Origin of the sequence: Nocardioides sp. Root190, assembly GCF_001428565.1 — a bacterium.
In the GTDB taxonomy this organism is placed as follows: domain Bacteria; phylum Actinomycetota; class Actinomycetes; order Propionibacteriales; family Nocardioidaceae; genus Nocardioides.
The window spans coordinates 369,373-383,447 of sequence record NZ_LMIA01000001.1 but is presented as its reverse complement, the minus strand read 5'-3'; the positions used below and the strand labels follow the sequence as shown (position 1 = coordinate 383,447).

General features: G+C 72.9%; 15 protein-coding genes. 7 read left to right on the top strand and 8 right to left on the bottom strand.

Annotation, left to right across the window (positions count from 1 at the left end; genetic code table 11):
• Positions 1–17: 17 nt before the first annotated feature.
• Entirely contained in the window at positions 18–281 is a 264-nt protein-coding gene (locus tag ASE01_RS01820) for a hypothetical protein (protein WP_056748207.1), read from the bottom strand.
• Between the two features lie 86 nt (positions 282–367).
• Between ASE01_RS01820 and ASE01_RS01815 the strand changes: the two genes are divergently transcribed.
• The gene (locus tag ASE01_RS01815) at positions 368–628 is read left to right on the top strand and encodes a DUF4229 domain-containing protein (RefSeq protein ID WP_056748205.1); all 261 of its coding nucleotides are present in this window, start codon (positions 368–370) and stop codon (positions 626–628) included.
• Positions 629–642: 14 nt separating this feature from the next.
• Here ASE01_RS01815 and ASE01_RS01810 read toward each other — a convergent pair whose 3' ends face one another.
• Genes ASE01_RS01810 through ASE01_RS01785 form a run of 6 tightly spaced genes read right to left on the bottom strand, consistent with a single transcriptional unit; the run spans position 643 to position 5,978 of the window.
• Positions 643–1,536, bottom strand: coding sequence for a 1,4-dihydroxy-2-naphthoate polyprenyltransferase (locus ASE01_RS01810; RefSeq protein WP_056748203.1), 894 nt, complete (start codon positions 1,534–1,536; stop codon positions 643–645).
• 10 nt (positions 1,537–1,546) lie between these two features.
• The gene (locus ASE01_RS01805) at positions 1,547–2,857 is read right to left on the bottom strand and encodes an MFS transporter (protein WP_056748201.1); all 1,311 of its coding nucleotides are present in this window, start codon (positions 2,855–2,857) and stop codon (positions 1,547–1,549) included.
• 10 nt (positions 2,858–2,867) lie between these two features.
• The gene (locus tag ASE01_RS01800; protein ID WP_056748199.1) at positions 2,868–3,596 is read right to left on the bottom strand and encodes a gamma-glutamyl-gamma-aminobutyrate hydrolase family protein; all 729 of its coding nucleotides are present in this window, start codon (positions 3,594–3,596) and stop codon (positions 2,868–2,870) included.
• Positions 3,593–3,988: an MAPEG family protein gene (locus tag ASE01_RS01795; protein WP_056748196.1), complete on the bottom strand. Its 396-nt coding sequence runs from the start codon at positions 3,986–3,988 to the stop codon at positions 3,593–3,595. Before ASE01_RS01795 ends, ASE01_RS01800 begins: the two co-directional genes overlap by 4 nt.
• On the bottom strand, positions 3,985–4,977 hold the full coding sequence (locus tag ASE01_RS01790) for a glutathione synthase (protein ID WP_162260260.1): 993 nt from the start codon (positions 4,975–4,977) through the stop codon (positions 3,985–3,987). Before ASE01_RS01790 ends, ASE01_RS01795 begins: the two co-directional genes overlap by 4 nt.
• Positions 4,974–5,978 carry a glutamate-cysteine ligase family protein gene (locus ASE01_RS01785; protein ID WP_056748192.1) on the bottom strand — a complete coding sequence of 335 codons (1,005 nt, stop codon included), beginning with the start codon at positions 5,976–5,978 and terminating at the stop codon, positions 4,974–4,976. The genes ASE01_RS01790 and ASE01_RS01785 overlap by 4 nt, the downstream gene beginning before the upstream one ends.
• A gap of 55 nt (positions 5,979–6,033) precedes the next feature.
• Here ASE01_RS01785 and ASE01_RS01780 point away from each other — a divergent pair, with 55 nt between their 5' ends.
• Positions 6,034–6,528 (top strand): MarR family winged helix-turn-helix transcriptional regulator, encoded by a 495-nt coding sequence (locus ASE01_RS01780; protein WP_162260259.1) that lies wholly within the window; start codon positions 6,034–6,036, stop codon positions 6,526–6,528.
• On the opposite strand, the gene ASE01_RS01775 is transcribed toward ASE01_RS01780, so the two are convergent.
• Positions 6,506–7,816 (bottom strand): MFS transporter, encoded by a 1,311-nt coding sequence (locus ASE01_RS01775; protein WP_056748189.1) that lies wholly within the window; start codon positions 7,814–7,816, stop codon positions 6,506–6,508. The genes ASE01_RS01780 and ASE01_RS01775 overlap by 23 nt on opposite strands.
• A 37-nt stretch (positions 7,817–7,853) precedes the next feature.
• Between ASE01_RS01775 and ASE01_RS01770 the strand changes: the two genes are divergently transcribed.
• The 5 genes from ASE01_RS01770 to ASE01_RS01750 are packed head-to-tail and all read left to right on the top strand — an operon-like array spanning position 7,854 to position 14,038.
• Complete coding sequence (locus ASE01_RS01770) at positions 7,854–8,900, top strand: AMP-binding protein (RefSeq protein ID WP_056748187.1); 1,047 nt, start codon at positions 7,854–7,856, stop codon at positions 8,898–8,900.
• A complete protein-coding gene (locus ASE01_RS01765) occupies positions 8,897–9,847 on the top strand; it encodes an o-succinylbenzoate synthase (RefSeq protein WP_157537037.1) in 951 nt (316 codons plus the stop codon). The genes ASE01_RS01770 and ASE01_RS01765 overlap by 4 nt, the downstream gene beginning before the upstream one ends.
• Complete coding sequence (menD, locus tag ASE01_RS01760; RefSeq protein ID WP_056748185.1) at positions 9,844–11,478, top strand: 2-succinyl-5-enolpyruvyl-6-hydroxy-3-cyclohexene-1-carboxylic-acid synthase; 1,635 nt, start codon at positions 9,844–9,846, stop codon at positions 11,476–11,478. Before ASE01_RS01765 ends, menD begins: the two co-directional genes overlap by 4 nt.
• Before the next feature lie 4 nt (positions 11,479–11,482).
• A complete protein-coding gene (locus tag ASE01_RS01755; protein WP_056748183.1) occupies positions 11,483–13,348 on the top strand; it encodes a Na+/H+ antiporter in 1,866 nt (621 codons plus the stop codon).
• A 51-nt stretch (positions 13,349–13,399) separates the two neighbouring features.
• The gene (locus ASE01_RS01750; protein ID WP_056748181.1) at positions 13,400–14,038 is read left to right on the top strand and encodes an MBL fold metallo-hydrolase; all 639 of its coding nucleotides are present in this window, start codon (positions 13,400–13,402) and stop codon (positions 14,036–14,038) included.
• Positions 14,039–14,075: the final 37 nt, after the last annotated feature.

Genomic DNA, 14,075 nt, shown 5'->3' with positions numbered 1-14,075 from the left:
GTACGACGGGCGGAGCGTCAGGACTCGGAGGACTCGGTCGGCTCGGTGGGATCCGACGGCTCGGTCGGTTCCTTCGGCTCGCGCCGCTCGGACTGGCGCCGCTTCCACTCCAGGTCGCGCAGGAAGCCCTCGTCGTCGTCGGGGGCGACCGGCCGGCTCGGCGGCTTCGGTCGCGACGGGCGCCGCTGGGCAGGCGCGCCGCCGTTCCCGCGGTCCTGCATCCAGCGGATCGCCAGATAGGTCAGGGCCGCGAAGATGATCACGACGAGCAACAACTTCACGCCGCAAGCCTAGGTCCGGGGTGGTCACCGCCCCGACGGCGGTCCCCGATGGTCAGCCCGGGCCCGCTCCGGCCTAGGCTGGAGCGGTGAAGGAGTTCTGGATCTACACCGCCATGCGCCTGGGTCTCTTCGTGGGCGCGTTCCTGATCGTGTTCGGGGTGTGGTTCCTCATCGCCGACGACGTCAACGTCGTGATCGCGATCATCATCGCCTTCGTCGTGAGCGGCGCAGCGTCGTACGTCCTGCTCGAGCGCCAGCGCGCCGCCTTCGGCGTCAAGGTCGAGGGTCGTGCCGGCCGGATCACCGAGCGGTACGACGAGATGCGCGCCAAGGAAGACGACGACTGATCCTCGAACGGGGGTCAGGCCAGGACCAGGCCGAGGCCTGCGAGCACGGCCAGCACGAGCTCGGCGATGCCGGTCTGCTGGAGCACCGGGATCAGCGCGGGGCCGCGGGCGCCGCTGAGCACGACCCGGGTGGCGGCAGCGGCGGGGAGCAGGAAGCCCAGGCCCAGCAGCGCCCACGTCGACGTCAGGGCGGCGAGGACGAGGACGGCGCCGGCTGCGAGCGCCACGAGGGCGGCGTAGAAGAAGCGGGTACGGCGATCGCCGAGCCGCACTGCGAGGGTGATCTTGCCGGCGACCTCGTCGGTGGGGATGTCGCGCAGGTTGTTGGCGACCAGGATCGCGCAGGCGAGTGCGCCCACGCCGGTGCCGGCCGCGACGGAGGCCCAGCCCGGGTCGCCCCACTCCTGGGTCTGCACCCACGTGGTGCCGACGGTGGCGACCAGCCCGAAGAACACGAACACCATCACCTCGCCGAGCCCGAGGTAGCCGTAGGGCTTCGAGCCGCCGGTGTAGTACCAGGCGGCGAGCACGCTCACCGCGCCGACGAGGACGAGCCACGGTGACGTGGTCGCGGCGAGGACCAGGCCCGCGACGGCGGCAACGCCGAAGGCGGTGAAGGCGGCGCGCTTGACCGCGGCGGGCGTGGCCAGGCCCGAGCCGACCAGGCGCAGCGGGCCGACCCGCTCGTCGTCGGTGCCCCGGATCCCGTCGGAGTAGTCGTTGGCGTAGTTGACGCCGACCTGCAGGGCGAGGCTGACCACGAGGGCCAGCAGCGCCTTCCACAGGACCCCCTCGTCGGCGTGCACGGCGACAGCGGAGCCGATCAGGACCGGAGCGACGGCCGCGGGCAGCGTGCGCAGGCGTGCGCCGGCGATCCAGTGCTGCGCGGTCGCGGAGGTGGTGGCCATAGCCGTCGATTCAAGCAGGCCCGGAGCTGTCGATGCCCAGCCGGGTCAGGTGTCGCTCCGCGGCCCGCGCCGAGGGATGGATCAGGACGGCGGCTACCAGGACGATCGCCGCGATCACCAGCCAGCCCTGGGCGCCCCACTCCATGGCCAGGAAGGTGTACGCCGCCGGCGCCCACACCGTGCCGAGGGTGTAGCCGAGCTGGGAGACGCCCTGGTACTCGCCACGTCGGGCGGGGTCGGAGAGCTCGGCCTGCAACCCCCACTCGCCGGCGGACTGGAAGAGCTCGGCACCGGTCACCGTGACGTGTCCGACCCAGACCAGCACGATGGTGATCCAGCCGATCGTGTCGTGGGTGATCAGCACGATGCCGCAGGACGCCATGAAGAACACCGCGCCCCGGCGCTGTGCGCGCAGCGAGTCGGCGACCGTCGTGATGCCGCGGGCAGCGGCGACCTGGAGCAGCACCGCCATCAGGGTGTTGGTGCCGAAGAGCCAGGCGAGCAGGACCCGCGGCGCATCGGTCTCCTCGACCAACCAGAGCGGGATGACGACGTTGAGCAGCACCTGGTGGGTGCCGAGGATGCCACCGAAGACCGACATGGCGATGTAGCCGCGGTTGCGCAGGGCGGCGCGCCGATCGACCCCGGAGCCGTCGCCCGAGTCGAGCACCGTGTCCAGCACCGTGTCGAGCACCGCCTCCAGGGGCGCCTCCTCGGTGTGGTGGAGCACGGACGGCAACCGCGACACGAGGTGGGCGTTGAGCACGAGGAGGGCGGCGGTGATCAGCGGGACTGCCCGGATGACGTCGTCGTCGTTGGTGGCCAGGGCGATGCCTGCGAGCAGCGCGCCGAAGGTGTAGCCGACGTTGCGTGCGGCGCGGAAGTAGGCGTTGGAGGCGACCCGCTCCTCGCGGGGGAAGACGTCGAAGCGGTAGGCGTTGCGGGCGGCCCGGCTCGCGGTGGCGACCAGCTCGAGCACGATCAGCATCGCCACGAAGGTCCCGAAGCCGCCCACCGCCAGCCACGCGAGGTAGAGCAGTGCCTCGACGAGGGAGGCGAGCGCCCAGATCCGCTTCGCCCCGAACCGGTCGCTGAGCTTGCCCAGCGGCACGGCGAACACGAAGGTGACGGCGCCCGCGATGGACAGGCCGAGGCCGACCTGGGCGGCGGAGAGGTCGACGATCTGGGTGAAGAACACCGCACTACCGGTGAGGAAGACCCCGTCGCCGAAGGCCGAGAGCACCGACTGTGCCGACAGCCGGCGGACGAGGGGGGTGGGCCCCGCGAGCCGGGTGACGCGTTCCGAGAAGTGTCTTGACATCAAGACAATTCTACGCGCTCACCACGTCCCGTGTCGAACGATTTTCCGCCATCTGCGCGAGCCAGGTGAAGATCGCCGGACCGGTGGGGTCGTGGGGCCACGTGTTCCAGGCGAGCTCGGGGTGCCACTGGACGCCGAGTGCCACCCTGCCCGCATCCCGGGGCTCGATCGCCTCGACCACGCCGTCGGCTGCCCACGCGGTGGCGACCCATTCCGCTCCGGGATCGACCACGGCCTGCCGGTGCAGCGCGCTGGTCGTCGGTTCCGGTCCGAGCAGCCTGCGCACCAGTGAGCCCGGCGCGGTCGTGACCGGGTGCCCGTCGGCGGGATGGACGTGCCCGATGTCGCCACGCAGCCGTCCTCCGGCCGCCACGGCCAGGACCTGGAGGCCCCGGCACACGCCGAGCAGCGGGACGCCTGCGGCGAGGGCTGCGTGGACCAGCGCGATCTCGTCCGCGTCCCGCTGGGGTACGACGCCGCGCGCACCCGCCACGTCGGTCGCATCGCCGCCGTAGCGAGCCGGGTCCACGTCGCCGCCGCCGGTGAGGACGATCCCGTCCACCAGGTCGAGCAGGTCCGGTGCGGCCCCGGGCGGCAGGACCACCGGCCGGCCCCCGCTCGCGGCGACGGCGTCGACGTAGGACCGCGGCGTGCCGTGGACCGGCAGCGAGCCGAAGTCCCGCGCGACGTCGTACCCGTGCCCGGCGATGCCGATGACCGGCCGGGGGTCGGCGCTCACATCGCGACCAGGGCCGTCACGCCGAGTGCGGCGCCCGCGAGGTAGGTGAACATCGCGCCGGAGTCGCGGACCGGGCCGTGTGCCGCGAGTGTCGCCGAGGAGAGCATCCCGTAGGCGTGCGTCAGCCGGGCGGCCGCGGCGACGACCGCGAGGGCGTCGAGCCACCATCCGTCGGTGAGCGTCGAGCAGACGATCAGCAGGACGACGAGCGTCGGGACGTACTCCGCGGCGTTGCCGTGGGCGCGCTGGGCGATGAGCAGACGGTCCGCGGGATCGGTCGGCATCTGCGAACCCGTGTCGCCGCGGACGGCGCGGAGGCGGGTCACGTTGGCACCGAGGAGGAACAACATGATGCCCATCAGGGCGATGGAGGTGATGACGATCGTGCTCATGGCTGGGCCATCTCTTTCTGTTGGGAGGGGTGGTGCACAGCGACGCCGAGGAGGCGCCGCAGGTAGGTGCCGGACAGGTCGGTACCGAGCAGCGCATCGGTCTTGCTCATCCCGCCGGGACAGGTCAGGTTGACCTCGATCAGCCGGCCGCCGATCACGTCGAGTCCGGCCATCGCGATGCCGTGCCGGGCGAGCAGGGGAGCGAGCGCGGCAACGATCCTGCGGTCGTCCTCGTCGACCCGGGCGACCGCGCAGGGTGCCCCGATCCGGAAGTCGCGGTCGTCGGGTCGCCGCAGGACTGCGCCGATGACCTCGCCGTCGAGCAGGAAGAGGCGCTTGTTGCCGGCGGTGACGGCGGGGAGGTACTCCTGGGCGATCACGTGGCGGGCGCCTCCACCGGTGGCCGACGCCACGAGCGAGGTGGCGGCTTCGTCGTCGCGCAGGAGCCAGACGTCGAGGCCGCCGAACCCGTCGACCGGTTTGATGACTGCGGCGCCCGTCCTGGCGACGAAGCGCCGCACCTCGTCGGGGTCCGCGCTCACCAGGGTCTCCGGGCACAGGTCGGGGAACAGCAGTGCGGTGACCTTCTCGTGCAGCGCTCGCACGCCCTCGGGCCGGTTGACGACCCGGGTGCCCGCGGCCTCGACGAGGTCCAGCAGGTAGGTCGTGTGCAGGTAGCGGCCGTCCACCGGGGGATCGATCCGCAGCAGCACGAGGTCGGTGTCGGCGGCGACGTCGAGGCGGCGGGACGGGGAGGTCCGGAACCACGGCGTCCCGACGACCCACCGGTGGTCGTTCCCGCGAGCCCGCGGGCCGAGCTCGACCTGCGTGGCCCGGGCCCGGACCCGACCGCCCGTGACCGACAGGTCCGCGGGGGTGCAGAGGAGGACGGGCACGCCGAGGTCCTGGGCGGCCGCGACCAGGCCGACGGTGGCATCGATCCTCGGGTCCAGCCCGTCCCACGGGTCGGCGACGACCAGGATGCTCATGCCGCCACCGGCCGGGCGGCGGGCCACGCGCCCGGGCGGGTGCCGAGCAACGACCATCCGCGCTCCGCGTCGCCGATCCCGGCGGCGGCCGCCTCCCAGTGCTCGGCGAGCCGGTCCTGCTCGCCGGCGAGGGATGCCAGTGCGCGCCGGCGTCGCTCGTCGTCGTACAGGAGTCCGGCCAGGCCGTGCAGCAGGGCGCCCGCGCGCTCGGCCTGCTGGCAGTCCGGGAAGCGGACCTCGAGGTAGCGCCCGCGCGGCCGCACCGGCGGGAAGAGCGTGGAGAGGTGCCCCTCGATGCCGTCGACGAAGGCAGTGGCGCCTGCGGCGAAGGCGGCGTACGCCGTGACCGGGTCCGGTCCGCGCAGCAGCCGGTCGTCGAAGGCGGTGCGCTCCGGGTCGACGGCGAGCCAGGTGCTGAGCCGTCCCTGCGGTCCGGAGCTGCGGGCGGTGGCCGCCGCGATGAACGGGCCGGCCAGCAGCAGCAGGCGCCACTGCTCGATCCCGGCCCGGCCGGGCCACCAGTCCAGGCACACCTGGGTCGAGGCGGTGGCGCGCATCATCCGGCGTCCGGCGGGCCCGATCGTGTCGAAGTGGCGTTCCATGGCGTCGTACCGAGGTGTGCGCAGGTGGCGCGGGGTGTTCGGGTCGCAGGTGCGCACCGGGCGCGCATCGAGCACGATCCCGCAACGCAGCAGGTCCCGGGCGAGGTCGCGGGTGGCGCCGGCGAGCAGGTGCCAGGCGTCGGCGGCGGACGGCGAGCAGGGGAGGCTGAGCTCGACCTGGCCGCCCGGCTCGAAGGCGACCCACGGCTCGTGGGGCCGGCCGGCGATGGCGCGACGGACGCGGGCCGGGTCGACGCTGCTGCCGTTGAACAGGTCCATCGCGAAGAGCTCCTGCTCGACCGCCACGGCGGAGGTGCGTCCCGTGCCCGGGAGGCGGGGCCGGAACAGTCGGGCGACGGCGTTCTCGAGCGGTCCTCGGGAGTTCGGACGAGCGGTCATGGCATCTCCTGATAAAGTAAGGTTACCTGTCGAATATTGGAAGGTAACCTGTCAAATGTCAAGAGACCCGGTGCGCCCGGACTTCGAGCCGTTCATCGCCCTCGCCGAGAAGGCGGGCCGGGCGTTGCGGTCCGACATGCTCGACCACGCGCACCGCGCCGGCTTCACCGAGGTCGCGCCGTCCCACAACGCGGTGTTCGGGACCCTGCCGCCCGAGGGATCGCGGGCCGCGGACATGGCGATCCGCTCCGGGATCACCCGTCAGTCGATGGGCGAGGCGGTCCGCGACATGGTCGGCCTCGGGATCCTCGAGATGGTCCCGGACCCGACGGACCGCCGGGCGAAGATCGTGCGCTACACCGACTACGGCAAGCGGATCGCGCAGGTCGGCTTCGACCACATCGTCGCCGTCGAGGAGCTCCTCCGCGAGGAGTTCGGTGCCGAGGACCTCGCCACCACGCGCCGGGTGCTGGCCCGCGTGCGGGAGCTGCTCGCGGCAGGACCCGAGGGCCCGGTCCCCCTCGCGGTCAGCCCGGGAGGCCCGGACTGACCTCGGCCGCCTCCGGCTCGGCCGGGAAGTGGCGGTCCGCGAAGCCGTGGGCGAGCCGGACCGAGGGACCCATGCAGATCGTCGCCGCCACGATCACCCCCGCGATCACCAGCCAGCCCTCCGCGCCCCACTCCAGTGCGAGGAAGGTGTAGAGCGCCGGGGCCCAGCGGGACCCGAGGGCGCTGAACAGCTCCTGGACGCCCTGGTACTCACCCCGTCGGGCCGGGTCCATCAGCTCGGCCTGGAACGACCACGTGGCCCCGGAGACTGCCAGCTCGGCGCCGGTCACCGTCACGTGGCCGAGCCAGACCAGCAGCACCGTGATCAGCCCGACCGTGGAGTGCGTGATCATCGTGATGACGCACGAGACGACGAAGAACGCCGACGAGATCCAGACGTAGCGCAGGGCGTCGGTCAGGGTCCGCACCCCTCTCGAGGTGTACGCCGGCAGGAAGATGCACAGCACCGTGTTGGTGCCGAACAGCCAGGCCAGCAGCACGTGTGGCGCGTCGGTCGCCTCCACCAGCCACAGCGGGATCACGATGTTGAGCAGCACCTGGTTGGTCCACAGCGTGCCCATGAAGAAGGTCGTCAGCATCCACCCGGGGTTGCGCATCGGCCCGGGGCCGACCGGCTTGACCCTGCGTTCCCCGCTCGCGACGCGCAGGTCGTGCGGGGCAGCGGGCAGCCGCGTGATCCAGTAGGCGTTGGCGAGCAGCAGCGCCGCAGCAAACAGTGGCGTCCAGCGGATCACCGTCAGGCTGTCGAAGGCCAGCGCGATGCCGCCGATGATCGCGCCGAGGGTGAAGCCGACGTTGAGCGAGGAGTACATGTAGGCCTGCGTCTCGACCCGCTCCTTGGTCGGGAGCACGTCGAGGACGTAGGCGTGGTGGGCCGATCCGCCGGCGGAGTCGAAGGCCGCGAACACGACCGCCACGGCGACGTACTCCCAGAAGGAGCCGACGAACGGCAGCGCGCAGAAGCAGCCGACCCGGAACAGCGTGGACACCGCCCACACCCGCTTCGGGCCGAGCTTGTCGACGATCCGGCCGGCGGGGTAGGCGAAGAAGAACTCCGCGACCCCGGCGATGGTGATCGCCAGTCCGACCTTGCCGGCGGACATCCCGACCACCTGCGTCAGGAACACCGCGCTGCCGGTGGTGAAGGCGCCGTCGCCGGTCGAGAACAGCATCGACTGCACGGCGAGCTTGCGCGACAGGGGCGTGGGCGGGACCAGTCGTCGCAGCGTTCCGGACAGGCCCGAGCCGACCGGTGGGAGTGTGCTCATCGGCGCCATCCTCACCCCAACGGCTAGCGTCTGTCAGGTGGATTTCTGGACGGTGCGTGGTGAGGCCCCCGAGGTCGTCGACGGCGTGCGGGCCGTGCTCGCCGGTGCCGGGCCGGGCGGGCTCGTCGTGGAGACCTCCGGATCGACCGGCGCACCGAAGCGGGTGCTGCTCTCCCGCAACGCGCTCCTCGCATCGGTGCGGGCCTCGGCGGCCCGCCTCGGCGCCAGCGGGCCGTGGGTGCTGGCCCTCCCGCCGACGTACGTCGCGGGCGTCCAGGTCATCGCCCGCTCCCTCGTGGCCGGGCACGAGCCGGTCCTGCTCGAACGTGACGGATGGCCCGAGGGCGAGGGCTGGTTCACCTCGCTCGTGCCGACCCAGCTGACCCGGATGCTCGGCTCCGCCGACTCCGCCGACGACTCCGCCGACGACCTGGCGGCGCTGCAGCGGGCGCACACCGTGCTGCTCGGCGGCGGTCCGATCGGTCCGTCCCTGCGGACCCGCGCGGCCGATGCGGGGGTGCGGGTCGTGGCGACCTACGGTTCCGCCGAGACCGCTGGCGGGTGCGTGTACGACGGCGTCCCGCTCGACGGCGTGGCCGTGGCGCTCGGCGCAGGCGGCCGGATCCGGATCGGCGGGCCCACCCTCTTCGCCGGGTACGACGACCAGCCGGACCTGACCCGTGAGGTGCTCGCCGACGGCTGGTTCCTCACCTCGGACGCGGGGCGTCTCGACGAGGACGGTCACCTCGCGGTGATCGGCCGTCTCGACGACGTCATCGTCAGCGGCGGCCTGAACGTCCCCGGCCCCGCCGTGGCGGAGCGGCTGCGCGCACACCCGGGGATCGAGGCGGCTGAGGTCCTGGGGGTGCCGGACGCCGAGTGGGGCAACCGGGTGGTGGCCTTCGTCGCCGCTCCGGCGGGCGAGCTCGCGATCGAGGTCGAGGACCTGCGCGCCTGGGTGGCCGACGTGCACCCACGCACCTGGGCACCCCGCCAGGTCGTCGTCCTCGACCAGATCCCGCTCCTGGCCAACGGCAAGCCGGACCGCCAGGCGCTCCGCGCGCTCGCCGAGGAGGCGTCGTGAGGGTCGTGTCGATCCCGATGCGGACCCGCTTCCGCGGCATCACCGTGCGCGAGGTGGCGCTGCTGCAGGGCCCTGGCGGCTGGGGCGAGTGGAGCCCGTTCCTGGAGTACCCGCCCGAGGTCGCCGAGCCGTGGCTGCGGTGCGCCGAGGAGGCGATGGCCGGCGACTGGCCCGCTCCACTGCGCGACCATGTGCCCGTCAACGTGACCGTCCCCGCCGTCGGCCCCGACCGTGCGCGGGAGATCGTGCTCGCCGGCGGCTGTCGCACGGCCAAGGTCAAGGTCGCCGAGCCCGGGCAGGGGATCGGCGAGGACCTCGACCGGGTCGCTGCCGTGCGCGAGGCCCTCGGGCCTCACGGCCGGATCCGTGTCGACGCCAACGGTGGCTGGTCCGTCGAGGACGCCGTGGACGCGATCGCCCGGCTGGACCGCGCGGCCGGTGGTCTGGAGTACGCCGAGCAGCCCGTGGCCAGCGTCGAGGACCTCGCCCGGGTGCGGCGCCTGGTCGACGTCCCGATCGCGGCCGACGAGTCCATCCGGCGCGCCGAGGACCCCTACCGGGTGCGCGACCTCGAGGCGGCCGACATCGCCGTGCTCAAGGTCCAGCCCCTCGGCGGGGTCCGCGCCTGTCTCGAGATCGCCGAGCGGATCGGCCTGCCCGTGGTCGTGTCCTCGGCGCTGGAGACCTCGGTCGGCATCGCCGCCGGCGTCGCGCTCGCCGCCGCACTGCCCGAGCTGCCCCACGCCTGCGGGCTGGCCACCGTCCAGCTGCTCACCGCGGACGTCGCCGGGGAGCCGCTGCTCCCCGTCGGTGGAGCCCTGCCGGTACGACGGCCCGTCGTCGACGTACGACAGGTCGAGGAGCTCGCGGCCGCTCCCGACCGGATCGCGCACTGGGAGGCCCGGCTCGCGGCGGTCCGTGCGTTGCGGGAGGATCGTCGGTCATGACCACCAGTGCCGCCGAGCTCGGCGAGGCCCTCGTCGGCTGGCTGGCTCGCGCCGGCGTCACCGACGTCGTGGTCGCCCCCGGTTCACGCAACGCGCCGCTGTCGATGGCGCTCTGGTCCGCCGAGCAGGGCGGCGGGGCCCGCCTCCATGTCCGGATCGACGAGCGGAGCGCCGGGTTCCTCGCGCTGGGCCTGTCCAAGGCGCGGGGCAGGGGCTCGCGCGCGGCCGTCGTGACGACCTCCGGGACCGCCGTCGCCAATGTGCACCCGGCCGTCCTCGAAGCCGTGCACTCCGGGGTCGGACTGGTCGTCGTCTCCGCCGACCGCCCCGCCCGGCTCCGCGGCCGCACGACCAACCAGACCACCGACCAGGTGGGCATCTTCGGGGCCCTCGTGCCGTCGTACGACGTCGCCACGCTCGCCGACCTCGACGCGGTGCCGAGCGCCCCGGGCTCCGTCGTCCACCTCAACGTCCAGCTCGACGTCCCCCTGGTCCCCGACACCCCACTCGCGGTCCCGTCTGCGGTAGTCCCGGGTCAAAAGCACCCCGGCACGCCGTTCTCAGGTGCTTTTGACCCGGGACTACCGCGCACGGAGCTGGAGAAGGGGCCCCGGACGGTCGTCGTGGCCGGGGACGACGCGGGGCCGCAGGCGCGCCAGCTGGCCGAGGCCGCGGGCTGGCCGCTCCTCGCCGAGCCGACCAGCGGGTCACGCACCGGCGACCTCGCGCTGCGGACCTACCGCCTCCTGCTCGGCACCGACCTGGGTGCCCGGATCGAGCGGGTGGTCGTGTTCGGTCGGCCCACCATCTCCCGACCGGTCGCCTCGCTGCTCGAGAACCCCGACGTCGAGGTCCTCGTCGTCCCGGCAGCAGGCATCTGGCCGGTCCGCCCGCCCCACTCGAGCGTGGTCGAGGCGCCGTGGTGGGCAGGGGACCAGCCGGACGACCCCGCCTGGCTCGGCGCCTGGCGCGACGCCGACCAGGCCCTCGGCCGACGCATCGACCGACTCCTCTCGAACGAGCCCGTCCTCACGGCGTACGACGTCGCCGCGGTCGTCCACGCCGCGCTGCCTGCTGACGGGCTGCTGTTCGTGGGCGCCTCCAGCCCGGTGCGCGACCTCGACCTGATGGCCCGGCCGACGCCTGTGGGAAGCCATCGCAAGGTGATCGCCAACCGCGGGCTGGCCGGCATCGACGGCACCCTCAGCACCGCCATCGGTGCGGCGCTGGGACGTTCCCGGTCGGCGCGCAACCTCCTGCTCGTGGGCGACCTGACCTTCCTGCACGACCAGGGAGCCCTGGTCATCGGCCCCGACGAACCGCGCCCGGACCTGACGATCGTGGTCGCCAACGACGACGGCGGCGCCATCTTCGCGGGACTGGAGCAGGGCGCTCCGGCTCACGCGGCGTCCTTCGAGCGACTCTTCGGCACGCCCCACCGCACCGACCTCGCGAGCCTCTGCGCGGCGTCGCGGATCCCGCACCTCCGGGTCGGCTCCCGACCCGAGCTGGAGCAGGCGCTCGGCTCGCCCAACGGGGGGATCGAGGTCGTGGAGGCCACGATCAGCCGGGCGGGCCGCCGCGACCTGGACGCCCGGATCCGGGATCTCGCGACCGACCCGGGACAATGAACGGGTGGAGATCGCCCTCGCACTCGTCGCCATCGCGGTCGTGGTGCTCACCGTCACGGCTGTCTCGGAACGATTCGAGATCCCCGCACCGCTGACCCTCGTGGTCGTGGGTGTCGCGGCGTCGTACGTCCCGGGTGTCCCGGAACTCCGGCTCGAGCCCGAGGTGGTGCTGCTCGGCCTGCTCCCACCGCTGCTCTACTCCGCCGCGGTCAACACCTCGCTGGTCGACTTCAACGCCAACCGCAAACCGATCCTGCTGCTCTCGGTGGGCCTCGTGGCCTTCACGACGGTGGGTGTCGCGGTCGTGGTCCGCGCGATCATCCCCGAGATCGACTGGCCGCTGGCCCTCGCGATCGGCGCCGTCGTCGCTCCGCCCGACGCCGTGGCCGCCACCGCGATCGGGCGCCGGATCGGGCTGCCCCGCCGGGTCGTCACGATCCTCGAGGGCGAGTCGCTGCTCAACGACGCCACCGCGCTGGTCGCCCTGCGGATGGCCGTCGTCGCGATCGGCTCGACCGTCACGGCGTGGGAGGTCGCCCAGGACTTCCTGGTCGCTGCCGGTGGTGGCGTGGCGATCGGTGCCCTCGCGTTCGGGATCGTCGGCTTCCTGCGCAAGCGGGTGACCGACCCGCTGCTCGACACGGCGATCTCCCTGGTGATCCCGTTCGCGTCGTACATCCTCGCCGAGGAGATCCACGCCTCCGGCGTCGTCGCCGTCGTGGTCGCCGGACTCCTGCTCGGACACGTCGCCCCGATCCTGCAGTCGGCGCCGTCCCGGATCGCCGAGCGCACCAACTGGCGCACCATCGCCTTCGTCCTCGAGAACACCGTCTTCCTGCTGATCGGCCTGCAGGCCGACTGGTTGCTCGCCGAGGTCGGCGACAGCGAGTTCGGTGTCGGTAAGGTGGTCGCCGCCTCCGCCGCGGCCTTCGTCGCCGTCGTGGTGCTCCGCCTGGTGTGGGCCTTCGCCGCGCGCTACCTCCTGCTCAACTCCGGCCCCGACCCGGTGTCGGGGGAGCCGGCGGGCTGGCAGTACTCCTTCCTCATCGGCTGGGCCGGCATGCGGGGCGTCGTCACGCTCGCCGCCGCGTTCACCGTCCCGGAGGAGACCGAGCACCGCGAGGTGCTGCTGATCATCGCCTTCACCGTCGTGGCCGGCACGCTCCTCGGCCAGGGCATGACCCTGCCGGTGTTCGCCCGGTTGCTGCGGGTGCCCGGGCCGGATCCGCACGACGACGCCCTGGCCCGGGCGACGTTGCTCCAGCAGGCGGCGAAGGCCGGCATCCACCGCCTCGACGAACTCGCCGCCGACTGCAACGACCCCCACCAGGTGCGGGAGCTGATCGTCCAGCGCATCGAGCAGCGCAACTTCGCGGCCTGGGAGCGACTGGGTACGACGGAGGGCGAGACCAGTCCGAGCGACCTGTACGCGCAGTGGCGGGGCGAGATGATCGAGGCGGAGCGCAAGCGGGTGCTGGAGATCCGCTCCAGTGGTGCCGTCGCGTCCGAGATCGTGAGCGAGGTGCTCGCCATGCTCGACGTGGAGGAGTCCATGCTCGACGCCGCCGAGGCCGAGCGTGCCGAGCTGCGCAGCGCGCCACGTCCGACGAGCTCGGCCGGTTGCGAGCACCTCGTCTCCGCCCCGGTGCGCGACGCCCCGGACGAGCTCTTCTGCGCGGACTGCCTGACCGACGGCACCCGGTGGGTGGCCCTGCGGATGTGCGTGTCCTGTGGTGAGGTCGGCTGCTGTGACTCCTCGCCCGGACGTCACGCCACGGCACACTTCCGCGATTCCCAGCACCCGGTGATGCGCTCGGTGGAGCCCGGCGAGGAGTGGCGGTGGTGCTACGTGCACCACCAGACCGGCTGATCCGGGCGATCCGGCTGACCTGCTGGTCAGGTGCCCGGCTACCTTTTCCCCATGCGCCTGACGAAGTTCGGCCACGCCGCCGTCCGCATCGAGCACGAGGGCACCACCCTGGTGCTGGACCCCGGCATGTGGAGCCAGCGCGAGTGCGTGGATGGCGTCGACGCGATCCTGGTCACGCACGAGCACCCCGACCACTACGACGCCGAGCACCTGCGGGCCAGTGATGCCCCGATCTTCACGATCGCCGCGGTGGCCGCGCAGATCCGCGAGTCCGCCCCGGACGTGGCCGAGCGGGTCACCGTCGTCGCCCCCGACCACCAGTGGTCGATCGGCGGCATCGGTGTCCGCGCCATCGGCGAGCTGCACGCCGTGATCCACCCGGACCTGCCGCGCTTCCACAACTCGGGCTACGTGATGACGGTGGGCGACCGGTCGGTGTTCCACCCGGGGGACGCCCTGACCCTGCCGGGTGTCCCGGTCGACGTACTCCTCGCGCCGGTGTGCGCTCCCTGGATGCGGGCCAGCGAGGGCGTCGACTTCGCCCGCTCCGTGGGTGCCGCGCGCAACGTGGCGATCCACGACCGGGTCTACTCCGCCGAGGGACTCGGCATCGTCGACGGCCAGTTCGGCCGCCTCCTGGGGGCACGCGGGCAGGACTACGTCCGACTGCCCGACGGCTCCGACCTCTGAGCGTTCCACGCTGAGCTGCGGGCCCGTCTCGCCCCCG

What these genes read in the sequence shown, in the direction of transcription:
- ASE01_RS01785 (WP_056748192.1), bottom strand. Translation starts at nt 5,978, where the DNA reads ATGACCGCTCGTCCGAACTCCCGAGGACCGCTCGAGAACGCCGTCGCC.
- ASE01_RS01795 (WP_056748196.1), bottom strand. Translation starts at nt 3,988, where the DNA reads ATGAGCACGATCGTCATCACCTCCATCGCCCTGATGGGCATCATGTTG.
- menD (WP_056748185.1), top strand. Translation starts at nt 9,844, where the DNA reads ATGACCACCAGTGCCGCCGAGCTCGGCGAGGCCCTCGTCGGCTGGCTG.
- ASE01_RS01750 (WP_056748181.1), top strand. Translation starts at nt 13,400, where the DNA reads ATGCGCCTGACGAAGTTCGGCCACGCCGCCGTCCGCATCGAGCACGAG.
- ASE01_RS01790 (WP_162260260.1), bottom strand. Translation starts at nt 4,977, where the DNA reads ATGAGCATCCTGGTCGTCGCCGACCCGTGGGACGGGCTGGACCCGAGG.
- ASE01_RS01805 (WP_056748201.1), bottom strand. Translation starts at nt 2,857, where the DNA reads ATGTCAAGACACTTCTCGGAACGCGTCACCCGGCTCGCGGGGCCCACC.
- ASE01_RS01775 (WP_056748189.1), bottom strand. Translation starts at nt 7,816, where the DNA reads ATGAGCACACTCCCACCGGTCGGCTCGGGCCTGTCCGGAACGCTGCGA.
- ASE01_RS01780 (WP_162260259.1), top strand. Translation starts at nt 6,034, where the DNA reads ATGTCAAGAGACCCGGTGCGCCCGGACTTCGAGCCGTTCATCGCCCTC.
- ASE01_RS01810 (WP_056748203.1), bottom strand. Translation starts at nt 1,536, where the DNA reads ATGGCCACCACCTCCGCGACCGCGCAGCACTGGATCGCCGGCGCACGC.